The following is a 20,033-nucleotide window of genomic DNA, read 5'->3' on the forward strand; positions in this document are numbered from 1 at the left end:
GCTGATATGTAATTAAAATAAAGCATTTAATGTCTGATTTATGTTTTTTATTAGAATTATTTTTCAACAAATCGATGGCTCTTACTTAAGTTGACACTTCTTTGAAAATCTTTGTGTCTGACCCGCTCAGAAATTAACGCAAAAATGTGCGCAGAGGAGATTAAGAATTTTCCTTAAATTACAGTGTGTTTTGATGTTTCATCTGAAAGGCTATTTTCGGAGTTTTGTCCAGAAACCCCATGTTTTTTCTTATATGTAACACTGCATTAACATTGTGGGTGTAGTGGCCTATACCACATTTTGTTATGCTGCAAATCAACTTATGAAATAAGTAATTTCTTAAATTTAATAAGACAAAGGCGGATCTCATCTCCATCGGAAATGGGTATGGGGAGCTTTACCTGAAATTTAGCGAGGAAGTTAAATAAGATATTTGTCTAATTATCTGTACCTCTTTTTGGGTAATTGCTTGAGTATCACTCAGAGTCAGGGAGATAAAATGACGATATTACGCAAGCCTGTTTCACGCCAATTTATAGCTACGCTGGCGTTAATTTCATTAGCCCTAAATACGGCTTATGCCAATAGTGGCGCGGTAGGTATTGCCCCGATGGCAACGACGACCTTAAAGGAAAGTATTCTTTTCGCTATCGATCGCGATCCGTCAATTAGCCAGCAGGCCGCGCAGTTAGGTATTGGTCAGGCGCAAATAGACGAGGCGCGCAGCGGCTGGATGCCGCAAATAGCGTTGAACGGGAGTACGGGGCATAGCCAGACCACCGATTCCAGCGGTTCGCTGAAGAACTCTGCGGCCTGGGGGGTGAGCCTGACCCAGCTGATATACGATTTTGGCAAGACCAACAACAGCATCAGCCAGTCTTCCGCACAGCGCGATAGCTACCGCTACCAGCTGATGACCACGCTTTCTGACGTGGCGGAAAAAACGGCGCTCGGCTACGTGGAGGTCAAACGTTATTCCGACCTGCTACAGGCGGCAAAAGAGAATGTTCAGGCATTGAAAAACGTGGAGCAGCTGGCAAAACTGCGCGCCGATGCGGGCGTGAGTTCCACCTCCGATGAACTCCAGACCCGCACGCGTATTGCCGGCATGCAGGCGACGGTGGCGCAGTATAACGCCGCGTTGAACAGCGCCCGCGCAAGGCTCGCGGTATTAACCGGAATGCAGGCAGATCATTATTCGCCGGTACCCGCAAACCTCGCCGTTGAGCCGGATTCGCTCAACCGCATTGATTATTCGTTAATACCGGCGGTAATGGCCGCGCAGAATATGGAACGTTCGGCCCAGTATGGCGTTGAAACGGCGAAGTCCCAGCACTGGCCAACCCTGAGCCTGAAGGGGGGACGCACGCGTTACGAATCGGACAACCGCTCATACTGGGACGACCAGATCCAGCTCAATATTGACGCACCGCTTTATCAGGGCGGCGCGGTATCTGCACGCGTGCGTCAGGCTGAGGGTGCACGGGCGATGGCGTCCTCTCAGGTCGATCAGGCGCGTTTCGACGTGCTGCAAAAGGCCTCCGTCGCGCAAGCTGACTGGACCGGCGCACGCGGAAGAATGGAGGCCGGGAAGCGGCAGCTGGAAAATGCGCTGCGGGCCCGCGAGGTTTATAAAAATGAATACACCCTGAGCAAGCGGAGCATTAATGATTTGCTCAGCGTTGAGCAGGATGTCTGGCAGGCCACGTCGGCGAAAATAATCGCCGAGTATGATGGCTGGAGTTCGGCAATTAATTATGCTTCCGCGGTTGATAATTTAATGCCGCTTATTGGAATAGAGAAAAACGCTGCCGCAAAATTACCCGATTTGAGTTAACAAAAGCCACGTATAGCTGCACGAAATAAGTCTGAAAATAATGGGTGTTTTTTCCCAGGGATAGCTACATCCGTCTGGTGGATATATCCACAGGGATCCGTACACCTGCAAGGAGAGGAATATGAGTAACGTAAAGGTTGTTGATGTCATCATTCGCAAAACGGCGGAGAAAACGAAATTGACCGGCGAAGGGAATCTGTCGGTCTCTATTTCATCGCCGAGCGTGATTGAAATTCAGGGCTCTGCTCAGGACGTGGTGCGTTATGTCCGCCAGGGTAAAGACCTTCTCATTTATATGAAGGACGGCAGCGTTATTCGCTGCAATAACTATTTTGTTGAAGATCCTGAAACCCAACATCAGTCAGAGCTGGTGTTCAACGACGGGCAGGAACTGACTCATCTCTCTTTTGCCGATGCCGGGGAAGCATCAGGCGTTGCCGCTACTGAATTAACCGCGCAGGCCACACCCATTAGCAGCATTGAACCCTTCCTTGAGCAGGGAAGCGCCCTGAGCGATGCCCCGTGGGGCTGGATTGCAGGGGCGGCGTTAGGCGGCGGTGCTATCGGCGCACTGCTGGCCCACGGCGGTGACGGCGAAACCAAAACGAAAGTCATTGATAACACAAAAGAAGTGGAAAGCGCCACGCCGACCTTCCTGCTGTCGGACAAGGTGGGCGACAAGCAGGGAGTGCTGAGCGCAAACGCCCTCACGGACGATAACGCGCCGACCTTCAGCGGTACCGGTCAGCCGGGCGCGACCATCCAGATTAAAGACGGCAGCGGCAGCACCATCGCCAGCGCGATGGTCGGTAAAGACGGCACCTGGACGGTAAAACTCCCGACCCAGGCCGACGGAGAGCACACCTGGTCGGTGGTGCAGATCGACGGCAGTAAAACCACGTCAGCGGGCAACATCACCGTGACCGTTTCTACGTCCGAGGCCACGCTTACGCTGGCGACAACGGCGGGTGACAACGTGATTAACGCCAGCGAACAGTCCGCAGGCTTTACGCTGTCCGGCAGCAGCCAGCATCTGGCGCAGGGAACCGACGTTTCCGTAACGCTGAACGGAAAAATCTACACCGCTCAGGTGGGAGCAGACGGCGCGTGGAGCGTTAACGTGCCTGCGGCAGACGCGCAGGCGCTCAGCGACGGTACCTGGACCGTCAGCGTCAGCGGCAAAGACGCGGCGGGTAACACCGTGAGCGGAAGCCAGACGATTGGCGTGGATACCGCTGCGCCAACGCTCTCCGTCGATACGCTCGCGCAGGACAACATCATTAATGCCGCTGAGCACAACCAGCCGCTGACGCTGAGTGGTAAAACCAACGCGGAAGCCGGGCAGATTGTGACGGTGACGCTGAACGGCAAAAATTATAACGCCACGGTGGGCAGCGACGGCACCTGGTCCGTCACGCTGGCGGCCAGCGAGGTGCAGGCCCTCAATGAAGGTCACCACACCCTGACGGTGAACGTCAGCGACAAAGCTGGCAACGGCTCGTCCGTGACCGCGGATTTCACGGTAGATACCAACGCGCCGGTCGTCACCATCAACACCGTCGCGGGCGACGATATCCTCAACACCAGCGAGCAGGGCCAGGCGCAGATTATTTCCGGGCAGGCGAGCGGCGCGGCGGCAGGCGATGTCGTCACCGTGACCGTTGGCGGCCAGACCTTCACCGGCGTCGTACAGGCAGACGGCAGCTGGAGCGTGGGCGTTCCTGCCTCCGTCGTCGGCGCGCTGGGTGAGGGCAACCACACCATTGCCGTCTCCGTCACCGACGCAGCGGGGAACACCGGTAGCGCCACGCACGGCATTGCGCTGAGCGGCAACCCGCCGGAATTTACGATTGACGCCATCAGCCAGGACAACGTGCTGAATGCCCGGGAGGCGATGCAGCCGCTGAGCCTGAGCGGCACCAGCAACCTGCCGGACGGCAGCGCCGTTACCGTGACGCTGAATAACGTCAGCTATCAGGCGACCGTCGAAAACGGTATCTGGGCGGTTCAGGTGCCGGTATCCGACGTCCTGAATCTGGCGAACACCCTTTATAGCGTCAGCGTCAGCGGCACCGACAGCGTGGGTAACAGCGGCTCCGCAGAGGCGAATCTGCTGGTCGATACCGTGCTGCCGAAGGTGATCATTAACACCTTTGCGAGGGATAACCTGGTTAATAACGCCGAAGCGGGCGTGGACCAAACCCTCAGTGGCCGCGTTACCGGCGCGGCGGCGGGCGATACGGTGTCTGTTACCGTTGGCGGTAAGAGTTACAGCGCCACGGTGGGCAGCGATCTGACCTGGAACGTCACGATCCCTTCAGCGGATCTTCAGGCGTTCGGCGACGGGGATTTGACCTTTACCGCCTCCGTGACCAACGGGCACGGTAATACCGGCACCGGCGAGCGCGATATCAATATCAACGCGGAACTGCCGGGTCTGCGCGTAAACACCATTTCCGGCGATGACGTAATCAACGCCATCGAGCAACAGCAGGATCTGACCGTCACCGGCGCCAGCACCCATCTGGCCGCAGGTACGCCGATTGTCGTCACCATCAACAACGTCGACTATCAGGCCGTGGTGACCGCCAGCGGCGGCTGGAGCATTGGCGTTCCTGCTGCGGATCTGCAGGCCTGGACGGCCGGAGGTATGACGGTCAGCGTCAGCGCGGAAGATGCCTGGGGCAACACCGTTGCGGCTGAACACCCGATTGAACTCGATCTCAACGCCGTGGCGGTCACCATTGATACCGTCTCCGGCGATGACCTGCTGAACGCGGCAGAAAAAGGGAGCGATTTAACCCTTTCCGGCCAGACGCAGGGCGTGGAGGCAGGGCAAACCGTGGTGGTGAAATTTGCCGACCAGACTTTTACCGCGCAGGTGCAGCAGGATGGCTCCTGGAGCCTGACCGTCCCGGCGCACGCCATGGAAACGCTGATTGACGGGCGGGCGCAGGTAAGCGTCAGCGTGACCAACGTCAGCGGCAACAGCGCGGACGCCTCACGCGTGGTGACCGTCGATACGCAGCCGCCGACCATTACGCTCGATAATCTGACCGACGACAACATCATCAATGCGGCAGAAGCGCAGCAGGATCTGGTGCTCAGCGGCAGCACAACCGCTGAAGCGGGCCAGACGGTCACCGTGACGCTGAACGGCAAAAACTATCAAACTACCGTGCAAGCTGACGGCACCTGGACGCTGAACGTGCCTGCCGCCGACGTTGGCGCGCTGGCAGACGGCACTGTCACCGTGACGGCCTCCGTCAGCGACGTGGCAGGTAACAGCAGCAGTGCGGACCGCGTTGGTCTGGTGGATGCCACCGTGCCGCAGGTGACCATTAATGACTTTGTCACCGACACCAACACCGTTAACCAGCTGGCCCATTCTCAGGCGCAGATCCTGAGCGGCTCCGTCACTGGCGCTGCGGCGGGCGATTTGGTCACCATCACTATTAATAACGTGGACTACACCACCGCGGTGGACGCGGCGGGCAACTGGAGCCTCGGCCTGCCTGCATCCGTCGTTCAGGGGCTGACGGACGGCACATGGACCATTAACGTCTCCGTGACCGATCGGTCCGGCAACACCGGCAGCAGTTCTCTGGATGTGGTGGTGAATACCGTGACGCCTGTTATCGGTATTAACACCCTGGCCGTAGATGACGTGATCAATGCGGCAGAGAAGGGCAAAGATCTGCTGCTTTCCGGTACCAGCAACCAGCCGGAAGGGACCACCATCACCGTAAACCTGAACGGTATCAACTACACCACCACCACTAACGCCAGCGGCAGCTGGAGCGTCACCGTGCCCGCCTCTGCGGTGAGCGCGCTGGGCGAAGCCAATTACACCGTGACGGCGAGCGTTACCGATAATGTGGGCAACAGCGCCTCAACCTCGCACGATGTGCTGGTGGACAGCGCGTTGCCGGTCGTCACTATCAACACTTTCGCGACCGACAATATCGTCAACGCGGCGGAAGTCACCGCAGGGCAAACCCTGACCGGGAAGGTCTCTAACGCGGCATCGGGCGATACCGTCACGATTATCCTCGGCGGGCAGACATACACCGCTACCGTGCAGGACGATCTCTCATGGAGCCTGCCGTTAACCGAGAGCCAGTTAACCGCGCTCGGCAACGGCGAACTGACCGTATCGGCCAGCGTTACCAACGCGCACGGTAATACCGGTTCGTCTTCGCTGGACTTCACCATCGACGCCCAACTGCCGGGCCTGCGTATTGATACCGTGGCGGGTGATGACGTCATTAACGTCATTGAGCACGCTCAGAACCTGATTGTTTCCGGTTCAAGCACCGATCTGGCAGCGGGCAGCACCGTCACGGTGACCATTAACGGCAAGATCTATTCCGCAACCGTACTGGCGGACGGTACCTGGCAGGCGGCGGTTCCGGCAGCGGACGTGTCCCAGTGGGCGGACGGTTCGCTGGATATCAAGGCAAGCGCGCAGGATCCTTCCGGCAACCCGGTGACTATCGGCGCCATCGTGGACGTCGATCTCGCGCCGGTCGCCGTCAGCATCAACAGCGTGACCGCGGACAACGTGCTCAACGCGGCAGAAAAAGGTCAGGATCTGGTGCTTTCCGGCTCCTCCGCGAACGTAGAAGCGGGCCAGACCGTCACCATCACCTTTGCGGGTAAAACCTACACCACGACGGTGAACGCCAACGGCGACTGGACGTACACCGTACCGGCAGCCGATTTGAGCGGCCTGAAGGACGGCGACGCCAGCGTGAAGGTCAGCGTGAGCAATCTGAACGGCAACGCGGCGTCGTCTGCGCAGGAGTTCAGCGTCGATACCGCCGCGCCAACGGTGACCATCAATACCATCAGCGGCGACAACATGCTGAATGCGGCTGAGGCAGCGCAGGATCTGACCCTGAGCGGGACGTCCACTGCCGAAGCAGGCCAGACGGTTACCGTAACCTTCAACGGCAACCAGTACACCACGCAGGTGCAGGCTGACGGTAGCTGGACGCTGGACGTGCCGGCAGCCGATCTGGCGGGCATTACCGACGGTAACGCCACGGTCACGGCTTCCGTATCCGACAAAGCCGGCAACCCGGCCAGCGCGGATGCCTCCGTGCTGGTGGATACCACCGTACCGCAGATTAGTTTCAACATCGTCGCGGGCGACGACATTGTGAATATTGCCGAGCACGGCCAGGCGCTGATCGTCTCTGGCAAGGTCACGGGCGCGCAGGCGGGTGACGTCATTACCGTCACCCTGAACGGCAAAGACTACACCGCGATGCTGGACGCGTCCGGAAGCTGGAGCGTGGGCGTTCCGGCGGCAGACGTGGGCGCGCTGGCTAACGGCGACCAGACGATTACCGCGACCCTCACTGACAAAGCGGGTAACAGCACCACCGCCACGCATGAATTTGACGTCTCCCTGGCCGCGCCGGAGATTGCCATCAATACCCTGGCGCTTGACGACGTGATTAACGCGGTCGAGAAAGGCCAGGATCTGCTGATTTCGGGCACCAGCAACCAGCCGGAAGGTACAGCCATCACGGTGATCCTGAACGGCATCAGCTACGCCGCGACCACCAACGCCAGCGGCGGCTGGAGCGTGACCGTTCCGGCGGCGAACGTCTCTGCGCTGGGCGAAGCGAGCTATACCGTCACGGCAAGCGTGACCGATAGCGCAGGCAACGGCGCGAACGCCAGCCATAGCGTGCTGGTCGACAGCGCGTTGCCGCAGGTCACCATTAACGCAATCGCCATCGATGACGTGATTAACGCGGCGGAAGTCGCTTCCGGACAAACCCTGAGCGGGAAGGTGAGCGGCGCGGCGAGCGGTGACACTGTCACCCTTTCAATCGGCGGCAATACGTATACCGCGACGGTTCAGGACGATCTGAGCTGGTCGGTCAACGTGCCTTCGGCGGTCTTAACCGCTATCGGTAACGGCGATCTGACGGTATCAGCCAGCGTCACTAACGGCCACGGCAACACCGGCTTCGGCGAGCGCGACATCACCATCGACGCCAATCTGCCGGGCCTGCGCGTCGATACCGTGGCGGGCGACGACGTGATTAACAGCATTGAGCATGCGCAGAACCTGATTATTACCGGCTCCAGCGACGGCCTGGCAGCGGGCGCGGCGCTGAGCGTGATCGTCAACGGCAAAACCTACGCGGCCACGGTGCTGGCAGACGGTACCTGGACGGCGGCCATTCCGGCGGCAGACGTCAGCGCGCTCGGCGCAGGCACGGTCACCGTGAAGGTCGAGGGAAATAGCGCGGCAGGCAACCCGGTCTCCATCAGCCACGACGTGAAGGTCGATCTGGCGACGGTTGCTATCAGCATTGACGCGATTGCGACCGACGACGTGATTAATGCGGCAGAAAAAGGCGCAGATCTGGTGCTTTCAGGTTCCACCAGCAACGTGGAAGAGAACCAGACGGTTTACATCACGTTCGGCGGCAAGTCCTACACGGCGAAAGTGGATGCCAGCGGCAACTGGACGGCGACCGTGCCGTCGGCGGATCTGGCTGGCCTGAAGGATGGCGACGCCAGCGTGCAGGTGAGCGTCACCAACGTGAACGGCAACAGCGCCTCGGCGGGACGCGAGTACGGCGTGGACGCCACCGCGCCGACGGTCTCCATCGAAATCGTCAGCGACAACAACATCATCAATGCCGCCGAAGCGCAGCAGGATCTGGTCGTCAACGGTGTCTCTAACGCCGAAGCGGGCCAGACCGTGACCGTCACGCTGAACGGCGTGGATTACACCACCACCGTGCAGGCAAACGGCAGCTGGAGCGTGACCGTGCCTTCTGCGGATCTGGGCGCGATTACCGACGGGAACTATACCGTCAGCGCCGCCGTATCCGACAAAGCGGGCAACCCGGCCTCCGCGGCTCGCGATGTGCTGGTCGATACCACCGTGCCACAGCTGACCATCAACACCGTTTCCGATGACGACGTGATCAACAGCGCCGAGCACGGGCAGGCTCTGATCGTTACCGGCTCAGTGACCGGCGCGGCGGCGGGCGACGTGGTGACCGTCACCATCAATAACAAAGATTACACGGCGACGCTGGATGCGTCCGGCAACTGGAGCGTGGGCGTGCCTGCGGCGGACGTCGGTGCCCTGACCGCCGGGGATTACACCATCACCGCGGCGCTGACCGACAAAGCCGGAAACAGCAACAGCGCGACGCGCGAGGTGGAAGTCAACCTGAGCGCGCCAGTGCTGACCATCGACACCGTCTCCGGTGACGATGTGATCAACAGCAGCGAGAAAACGCAGGATCTGACCATCACCGGTACGGCTTCCGGACTGGCGGCGGGCGCGGTGGTGACCGTGATGCTCAACGGCAAAGCCTACAGCGCCACGGTTAAGGCCAATGGCCAATGGTCCACGACGGTTCCGGCGAGCGAAGTGGGGCAACTGGGTGAAGCGCTTTACACCGTCACTGCCTCCGCAACGGACAGCGTCGGCAACGGCACCAGCACCTCGCACACCGTCAACGTGGAGTCCGTTCTGCCGGGCGTCACGATCAACACCGTGGCAGGCGATGACGTCATCAACGCGGCGGAGCTGGCTGCCGGCCAGACCATTAGCGGTAAGGTGGTGAATGCCGAGGCGGGCAACACCGTGACCGTAACGATTGGCGGCAACAGCTACACCGCAACGGTGCAGAGCGATCTGACCTGGTCCGTCGATGTACCGGAATCGGTCCTGACGGCGCTGGGCAACGGCGATCTGACTGTAACCGCCAGTGTGACGAACGGCGTGGGCAACAGCGGCAGCGGCGAGCGTGAGATCGCGATAGACGCCAGCCTGCCGGGCCTGCGCGTGGACACCGTGGCGGGCGACGACGTGATCAACAGCATCGAGCACGGACAGAACCTGATTATTACCGGTTCCAGCAATGGCCTGAGCGCAGGCACGGCGCTGACCGTGACCGTAAACGGCAAAACCTATCCGGCGACCGTGCTGGCGGACGGCACCTGGAGCACCGCAATCCCGGCGGCGGACGTGGGTGCGCTGGCCGCTGGCACGGTTACCGTGACCGTTGCGGGCCAGAGCAGCGCCGGTAACCCGGTTTCCATCAGCCACGATGTGACGGTGGATCTGGCGAACGTCGCCATCAGCATCGACGCCATTGCCACCGATGACGTGATTAACGCCGCCGAGAAGGGCGCGGATCTGGTGCTCTCCGGCACCACTTCGAACGTGGAAGAAAATCAAACCGTCACCATCACCTTCGGCGGCAAGAACTACACCGCCACGGTGGACGCGGCGGGTAAGTGGACCGCCACGGTGCCGGCTGCGGATCTGGCGGGCCTGAAGGACGGTGACGCCAGCGTGCAGGTGAGCGTTACCAACGTCAACGGCAACAGCGCCTCTGCGGGCCGCGAGTACAGCGTGGATGCCACCGCGCCGTCCGTCACCATCAATACGATTGCGACCGACGACATTCTGAACGCCACGGAAGCGCAGTCTGACCTGGCGATTTCCGGCAGCAGCACCGCCGAAGCGGGCCAGACCGTGACCGTGACGCTGAACGGCAAGGACTACACCACAACCGTCGGCGCGGACGGCAGCTGGACGCTGAACGTTCCGGCGGCGGATCTGGCGGCGCTTAATGACGGCAGCGTCACCGTTACCGCGAGCGTGAGCGACAAGGCGGGCAACCCGGCATCCGTAAACCATAACCTGACGGTGGACGTGACCGTCCCTGCAGTCACCATCAACGCCGTGGCGGGCGACGACGTGATTAACGTCGCCGAACACGGTCAGGCGCAGATTATCAGCGGCACCGCCATCGGCGCGGCAGCGGGCGATAAGGTCACCGTTACCATCGGCGGCCAGACTTACACCACCATACTGGACGCGGCGGGTAACTGGAGCGTGGGCGTCCCGGCCAGCGTGATTTCCGGCCTCAGCGACGGCACCGTGACCGTCACTGCGTCTGTTACCGACGCGGCGGGCAACACCGGCAGCGGCACCCATAACGTGACCGTCGATACCGGGCTGCCGTCCGTGGGCTTTAACGCCATCAGCGGCGATAACGTTCTGAATGCGGTGGAAAAAGGTCAGTATCTGAGCGTCAGCGGCACCAGCGCCAACCTGGCGCAAGGCACCGTGGTGACCGTGACCCTCAACGGCAAAAACTACACCGCGACGACGGCGGCGGACGGCACCTGGAGCCTGACGGTTCCGGCTGCGGATCTGGCCGGTCTCGGTCAGGCAAGTTACACCCTCAATGCGACCGCCACCAACGGGGTGGGCAACAGCGTGAGCAGCGCTGCGAACCTGCTGGTCGACACCGCGCTGCCGACCGTCACCATCAACACCGTGGCGGGCGATAACGTTATCAACGCGGCGGAAGTGGCGGCAGGCCAGACCCTGAGCGGTACCGTGGCGAATGCCGAAGCGGGCAACACCGTAACCGTGACCATTGGCGGCGACAGCTATACCGCAACGGTGCAGAACGATCTGAGCTGGTCCGTGAACGTGCCGTCTGATGTGCTGACCGCACTCGGCAACGGCAGCCTGAGCGTGACGGCAACCGTCACCAACGGCCACGGCAACACCGGCAGCGGCGAGCGTGAGATCGCGATCGACGCTAACCTGCCGGGCCTGCGCGTGAACACCGTGGCGGGCGACGACGTGGTCAACAGCATTGAGCATGCGCAGAACCTGATCGTCACCGGCTCCAGCGATGGGCTGGCGGCGGGCACGGCGCTGACCGTTACCGTGAACGGCAAAGACTATGCGGCGACGGTGCTGGCGGACGGCACCTGGAGCGCGGCGGTTCCGTCTGCGGACGTGAGCGCGTGGCCGGAAGGCACCGTGAAAATCAGCGTCACCGGCGACAGCGCGGCGGGTAACCCGATTACCATCAGCCACGACGTGACCGTCGATCTGGCTACCGTTGCCATCAGCATCAACGCCATTGCCACCGACGACGTGATCAACGCGGCGGAGAAAGGGGTGGATCTGGTGCTGTCCGGCGCGACCACCAACGTGGAAGCCGGGCAGACCGTCACCCTGAGCCTGAACGGTAAAATCTACACCACTACCGTAGAAGCAGACGGCAACTGGACCTATACCGTACCGGCTGCGGATCTGGCGGGCCTGAAGGACGGCGACGCCAGCCTGCAGGTGAGCGTCACCAACGTGAACGGCAACAGCGCCTCGGCGGGCCGCGAGTACAGCGTGGATGCCACCGCGCCATCCGTCACCATTAATACTATTGCGACTGACGACATCCTGAACGCCACGGAAGCGCAGTCTGACCTGACGGTTTCCGGCACCAGCACCGCCGAAGCGGGCCAGACCGTGACCGTGTCGCTGAACGGCAAGGACTACACCACAACCGTCAGCGCGGACGGCAGCTGGACGCTGAACGTTCCGGCAGCGGATCTGGCGTCGCTCAGCGACGGCAGCCTTACCGTGACCGCGAGCGTAAGCGACAAGGCGGGCAACCCGGCATCCGTAAACCATAACCTGACGGTGGACGTGACCGTACCTGCGGTCACCATCAACGCCGTGGCGGGCGACGACGTGATTAACGTCGCCGAGCACGGTCAGGCGCAGATTATCAGCGGCACCGCCACCGGCGCAGCAGCGGGCGATAAGGTCACCGTCACGATTGGCGGCCAGACGTACACTACCGTGCTGGACGCGGCGGGGAACTGGAGCGTGGGCGTTCCGGCCAGCGTGATTTCCGGTCTCAGCGACGGCACCGTGACCGTCACTGCATCTGTTACCGACGCGGCGGGCAACACCGGCAGCGGCAACCATAACGTCACCGTGGACACCGGGCTGCCGTCCGTGGGCTTTAACGCCATCAGCGGCGATAACGTCCTGAACGCGGTGGAAAAAGGTCAGGAACTAAACGTCAGCGGCACCAGCGCCAACCTGGCGCAAGGCACCCTGGTGACCGTGACCCTCAACGGTAAAAACTACACCGCAACGACCGCTGCGGACGGCACCTGGAGCCTGACGGTTCCGGCGGCGGATCTGGCGGGTCTGGGCGAAGCGAATTACACCCTGAGCGCAGCCGCGACCAACGGCGTGGGCAATAGCGTCAGCAATACGGCGAACCTGCTGGTCGACACCGCGCTGCCGACCGTCACCATCAACACCGTGGCGGGTGATAACGTCATCAACGCGGCAGAAGTGGCGGCAGGCCAGACCATCACCGGTAAGGTGGCGAACGCGGAAGCCGGTAACACGGTGACGGTGAACATCGGCGGCAACAGCTACACCGCGACGGTGCAGAGCGATCTGACCTGGTCCGTGAGCGTGCCGGAGTCCGTCCTGACGGCGCTGGGCAACGGCGATTTGACCGTGTCGGCGACCGTCACCAACGGCCACGGCAATACCGGCGCGGGCGAGCGCGAAATCGTTATAGACGCCAGCCTGCCGGGTCTGCGTATCAATACCGTGGCGGGCGATGATGTGATCAACAGCATCGAGCACGGACAGAACCTGATCGTCACCGGCTCCAGCGACGGGCTGGCGGCGGGCACCACGCTCACCGTGACCGTTAACGGCAAAACCTATGCGGCCTCCGTGCTGGCGAACGGTACCTGGAGCGCGGCGATCCCGGCCGCAGACGTGGGTGCCCTGGCAGCAGGCGCGGTGACCGTCACCGTGGCAGGTCAGAGCAGCGCGGGCAACCCGGTCTCCATCAGTCACGACGTCACCGTCGATCTGGCGGCCGTGGCTATCAGCATCGATGCGATCGCCACCGACGACGTGATTAACGCGGCGGAGAAAGGCGCGGATCTGGTGCTCTCGGGCAGCACCTCGAACGTGGAGGAAAACCAGACCGTCACAATCGCCTTCGGCGGCAAAACCTACACCGCGAAAGTGGATGCCGACGGCAACTGGACGGCCACCGTGCCTTCCGCGGATCTCGCGGGCCTGAAGGACGGCGACGCCAGCGTGGAGGTGAGCGTCACCAACGTGCACGGCAACAGCGCGACGGCAGGCCGCGAGTACAGCGTGGACGCGACCGCGCCGACCGTGACGATTGATACGGTGGCAGGTGATAACGTGATTAACGGCAGCGAAGCGGCTGCGGGCGTGGCCATCTCCGGCACCACCACGGCGGAAGCCGGGCAGACGGTCACCGTGACGCTGGGCGGCAAGAGCTATACCGCTCAGGTGCAGCAGGGCGGTATCTGGAGCGTCAACGTACCGGGCACTGACCTCTCCGCACTGGCCGATAACGGCTACACCGTGCAGGTCAGCGTGAGCGACGCCGCGGGTAACCCGGGCAGCGCGGGCAAAGCGATTACGCTTGATACCACACCGCCGTCCGTCAGCTTTAACGTCGTGGCGGGCGATGACGTCATCAACAGCGTGGAGCACGGGCAGGCGCAGATCGTGAGCGGCACGGCAACCGGCGCGAGCGTCGGCGATAAGCTGGTCATCACCATCGGTTCGAACCAGTACACCACCACCGTTGACGCCAGCGGCAACTGGAGCGTGGGCGTTCCGGCCAGCGTGATTTCTGCCCTGACCGACGGCACCGTGACCATTAGCGCGACCATTACCGACAGCGCGGGCAACAGCAGCACCCAGACTCACGACGTGGTGGTGAACACGGCTTCCGTGGCGCTGACGGTGAATACCCTCAGCGGTGACGACGTCATCAACGCGACAGAAGCGGGTAGTGCGCTGGTGATTAACGGCTCCAGCGCCCAGTTCGCCAGCGGGACGCAGGTCACCGTGACGCTGAACGGCAAGACCTATACGGCCACCATCCAGAACGACGGCAGCTGGACGACCACCGTTCCGGCCGCAGACGTGGGTGCCCTGGCCGATGGCGCGAGCTATCAGGTATCCGTGTCGGCGCAGGACAGCGCGGGCAACAGCGCCTCGGCGACGCACGGCATCAGCGTGGATACCACCGCGCCTGTCGTGAGCATTGCGACGCTGTCGGGTGACGACATGCTGAACGCGCTGGAAGCGCAGCAGCCGCTGACGGTACACGGGTCGACCAGCGCGGAGGCGGGCCAGACCGTCACCGTGACGCTGGGCGGCAAAACCTACACTGCGCTTGTGGGCAGCGACGGCACCTGGACGCTCGATGTGCCGGCGGCAGATCTGGCTATCCTGAGCCAGGGGGCGCTGACGGTCACCGCGTCGGTCAACGACATAGCCGGTAACGGCGGCCAGACCACGCACACCTTAACGGTGGATACCGCTGCGCCGACCGTGACCATCAGCACCGTGGCGGATGACGATATCGTCAACAACGCGGAGCAGCTGGCGGGCCAGACCATCCGCGGCACCACCACGGCAGAACAGGGCCAGACGGTGACCGTTTCCTTCAGCGGGCACAGCTATCAGGCGACCGTCGGGGCGGACGGAACGTGGTCGGTCTTCGTGCCGGGGCGTGATTTCCTCGGCCTGAGCGACGGGGATTACACCATTACCGCGTCGGTAAGCGACAGGGCGGGCAACCCGGGTAGCGCAACGCATGACGTGACGCTGAATGGCGATGTCCCAACCATCACCATTAACACCTTTGCGCAGGACGATATCGTCAACGCGGCCGAACACGGCACGCCGCTGGTCGTCAGCGGCACCACCGACGCGCCTGCGGGCCAGACGGTGACCATCACCCTGAACGGCAAAACCTACGCGGCGACCGTGCAGAATGACGGTACCTGGAGCTACACGGTGGGCAGCGCAGACGTCACCGCCCTGGCAGACGGCGGTTCGTACGTGATTAAGGCGCAGGTCAGCAACGCCATCGGCAACAGCGCCAGCGATAACCACACCGTCACCGTCGATCTCACCGCGCCGTCGATGGGCATCAGCATTGATTCGCTGCAAAACGACACCGGCCTGAGCGCGACGGATTTCATCACCAACGATAAGCAGGTAGTGGTCAACGGCTCCCTGACCGCGCAGCTCGGCAATAACGAGAAGGCGCAGATCAGCCTCGACGGCGGCACCACCTGGATTGACCTGACAGTGACCGGCACCACGTGGCGCTACACCGATGGCCGCACCCTGACGGACGGTACGTATCAGTACCAGGTGCGGGTGATCGATAGCGCGGGCAACGTGGGGGCAACGGACAGCCAGGACGTGGTGATTGACCTGACGAAGCCTGCGGCAACGACCATTACCGTGGATTCCGTCACCCAGGATACAGGCCTGTCCGGCAGCGACTTTATCACCAGCGACAACCAGATCAGCCTGAAAGGGACGCTCGGCGCGGCGCTGGGCAGCGGCGACCACGCGCAGATCAGCCTCGACGGCGGCGTCACCTGGACCGACGTCAGCGTGAGCGGCCTGACCTGGACCTACGTGGACGGTCGTACGCTGGCCGACGGGGATTACAACTACCAGCTGCGCGTGATTGACGACGCGGGCAACATCAGCGCCACCGCCAGCCAGGTCGTGACGATTGATACGGTTGCGCCGGACGCCAGCAAAACGATCGCTATCGACAGCATCAGCGACGATACCGGCCTGAGCAGCAGCGACTTTATCACCAACGATACGTCACTGACGCTGCACGGCTCGCTCGGCGCGACGCTGGCCGACGGCGAGTATGCCCAGATCAGCATCGACGGCGGCGTCACCTGGCAGAACGTGATTGTCACCGGCAACAGCTGGTACTACGTGGACGGACGTACGCTGGGTAACCAGACCTATGACTACTACGTGCGCGTGGTGGATGCGGCGGGCAACGTGGGCGCCAGCGCCCATCAGCAGGTGACCGTCGATACGGTCGCCCCGGATGCGGCGATTACGGTGACGGTGGATAACATCACCGTGGATACTGGCTTCGACAATAACGACTTCCTGACCAGTTCGACCTCGTACACGCTGCATGGCACGCTTGGCGCAGAGTTAGGGGCGGGTGAGTACGTGCAGGTGAGCATGGACGGCGGCAGCACCTGGGTTTATGCCACGGTAAGCGGTACCCAGTGGCGCTATAACGACACGCGCACCCTGGCCGACGGGGATTACAGCTATCAGGTGCGGGTAGTCGATCAGGCGGGCAACGTCGGTGCCACTACCACCCAGACCGTGACGGTGGATACCCAGGCGCCGCAGTACGGCATCACCATCGACAGCATCAGCGATGATACCGGGCAGTCCGGGAGTGATTTCATCACTATGGACACCACCCTGACCATCAACGGCTCGCTGGGCAGCGCGCTGGCGAGCGACGAACGGGTGCAGATCAGCCTCGACGGCGGAAACACCTGGGTTGACGCCACGGTCACCAACCAGCGCTGGAGCTACACCGATACCCGCGTTCTGCCTGACGGAGACTACACCTGGCAGGTGCGGATTATCGACCAGGCGGGCAACGTCGGCTCCACCGCCTCTCAGGTGGTGACGGTGGACACCACGCCGCCAGCTACGGTAGGCACGGTAGTGAGCTATACCGACGGTGAAGGCGAGCGTCAGGGCACCTTCGGCAGCACGGTGGCCACGGACGATAACGCACCGCTGATCAACGGTACGCTCAACCGCGCCCCTGAAGACGGCGAGATCGTCCAGCTATACCGCGACGGCGTTCTGCTCGGTCAGGTGACCATGAACGGCAGCGCAAGCTGGTCCTTCCAGGATAACGGCCTGAGCGATGGCAACCACACGTACATCGTGCGCGTGACCGACAAAGCCGGTAACTACACGGAATCGGACGGCTTCGTGCTGAACGTTGATACCAGTATCCCGACCACCACGGCGGCGATTACCGCCCAGACCACGTCAGATACCACCCCAATCGTCAGCGGTACCGTCTCCGCCGACCTGGTGAACGGCGAGTATCTGGTGGTGACGGTGAACGGGAAAACCTACACCTCCCAGACGGGGGGGGCCGTGGTAGTCGACCCGGATCACAATACCTGGTACCTGCAGATCCCGGACGGCGATGCCCTGAGCGTGGCGGGCTACAGCGTGACGGCGCAGGTGAAGAGCAGCGCGGGTAACGGCAATACCACCGGTACGGCGACCGGCAGCCTGGTGATTGATACCACCACGGTGAATACCGACTGGGCGACCACGGCGGGGAACAGCAACAACTCCACCATGACCTTCGGCATGAACAGCAGCGGTCTGTGGAATATCATTGCGAACACTCAGGCTTACTCCAGCAGCGATAGCTCGACCTATGCCGGCAATACGCTGACCAACACCCGCGGCTACTACGTGGTGAGCCAGACCGCCGCCGACTTTGACCGTAACGGCACGCAGGATATCTTCGCGACCGAGAATACCTATGCCGGGTCTACTCAGGTGATGTGGACCTACGATGGCAGCACCTATAACGCCAGCCAGCTGGCGATGGGGACCACCATCTGGTACGGCGGCGTGATTGCGTACGATAAAACCGGCGATGGCTATCTGGATCTGGCGTACGGCGATGCCGGTATGGACTCTCTGACCTACCTGGTGAACAACAACGGCGTCCTGTCGCCGGACGGCACCGGCGGGGAGGGCGGTTTCTACGGTCAGTTCGACTCCGGGCGTGAAATCTCCGGCGTTGACCTGAACAACGACGGTACGGTGGATATTGTCCAGCACACCAACCGCAGTGGCGCGTACTCGTTAACCGTGATCAACAACAACGGCAACGGCACGCTCTCCATCGGCCAGAACCTGACCAACGTGTTTGTGGTAAACGCCGCGAATACCACCACGGCGGCGTCCATGACGTGGGCGGATTTCAACGGCGATGGCTACATGGATCTGTACCTGGGCAGCGGCTACAACAACAACGGCGGGGTGATCTACTACAACGACGGTACCGGGAAGCTCTCGACCACCAAGAGCGCGGTGGAAGCCTCTAACGCCACGGCGGGGTATCTCTCGGTGGCGGTGGACTGGAACGGGGACGGGCAGATGGACATCATCAAGCTCAGCACCTACGGCGGTTCACAGACGGCGACGCTGTTCACCAACAACGGCTACGGTTCCAGCTGGACCGCCAGCCAGCTTAAAACTGGCCTGGCTTACGCCACCGGCGTGGCGGCAGTGGACTACAACTGGGACGGCGCGAAGGATCTACTGGTGTCACAGCAGAACGGCAAGGTGATGCTGGTGCAAAACAGCGCCAAAATTGCTGACGGTACCGCGATGCACCTGCACATTGTCGACAGCGAGGGCATCAACGCCTTCTACGGCAACACGGTCAATCTGTACAACGCCGCGGGTGTGTTGGTGGCTTCGCAGATCATCAACGCCCAGTCTGGTATTGGTTCGAACGATACCTCTGCGCTGGTGAGCTTCTACGGGCTGGATCCGAATGAAACCTATTCGGCCGAGATCCTGAAGATCACCAACGGCGTGTCGGATAACGTCACCTGGAGCGGTCTGGAAGCGGGCAACGGCAAAGAGGGCTACGTCCTGACGGCCGAAGCGGCCACCGGCGGCCACAGCGGGACCCTCACCGGGACCGGGTATAACGACACCTTTATCGCAGAGGATGGCACCTATACCTACAACGGCTCCGGCGGCTGGAATACCCATTCTGACTACGACACCTGGAGCAACACCGGCGGGATGGACGTGGTGGATTACCGCAATGCGACCTCCGGCGTAACCGTTGATTTGCGTCTCTCTACCGCGCAGGACACCGGGTTCGGTACGTCACGACTGCTCAACATTGAGGGCATCAACGGCTCGAACTTCGACGACGTCATTACCGGCAACAGCGGTGATAACCAGTTCGAAGGCCGAGGCGGGAACGACACCTTCAATATCGGCAGCGGCGGTCACGATACGTTGCTCTACAAGCTGATCAACGCGTCGGACGCGACGGGCGGTAACGGTCACGACGTGGTGAACGGCTTCACCGTCGGCACCTGGGAAGGGACCGCGGACACGGATCGTATTGACCTGCGCGATCTGCTCTCTGGCAGCGGCTATACCGGCACGGGCTCGGCGAGCTACGTGAACGGCGTGGCCACGCTGGACAGCAGCGCGGGCAACATCACCGATTACGTCCGTGTGGTGCAGAACGGCAGCAATACCGAAATCCAGGTGGATCTGGACGGTACCGGCGGCCAGTTCTCGCCAACCACCCTGGTGACGCTGAACGGCGTGCAGACGGACCTGGCGACGCTGCTGGCGAATCATCAGCTGTTAATTGCGTAAACCAACGCCGCGGGGAGCAATCCTCGCGGCCTTTTGGCGTTTCTTTACACGAATGGCGTTAACCCGGAG

General features: G+C 61.7%; 2 protein-coding genes. Both read left to right on the forward strand.

Translation table 11 applies throughout. The features are described from left to right. Window positions 1-499: 499 nt before the first annotated feature. Window positions 500-1,837 (forward strand): TolC family outer membrane protein, encoded by a 1,338-nt coding sequence (locus IM271_RS00005; protein ID WP_048999260.1) that lies wholly within the window; start codon window positions 500-502, stop codon window positions 1,835-1,837. A gap of 121 nt (window positions 1,838-1,958) precedes the next feature. Next, window positions 1,959-19,964, forward strand: a complete 18,006-nt coding sequence (locus IM271_RS00010; RefSeq protein WP_193051930.1) for an Ig-like domain-containing protein — start codon at window positions 1,959-1,961, stop codon at window positions 19,962-19,964. Window positions 19,965-20,033: the final 69 nt, after the last annotated feature.

The organism is Enterobacter cloacae complex sp. I3 (assembly GCF_014896175.1).
GTDB lineage: Bacteria > Pseudomonadota > Gammaproteobacteria > Enterobacterales > Enterobacteriaceae > Enterobacter > Enterobacter bugandensis.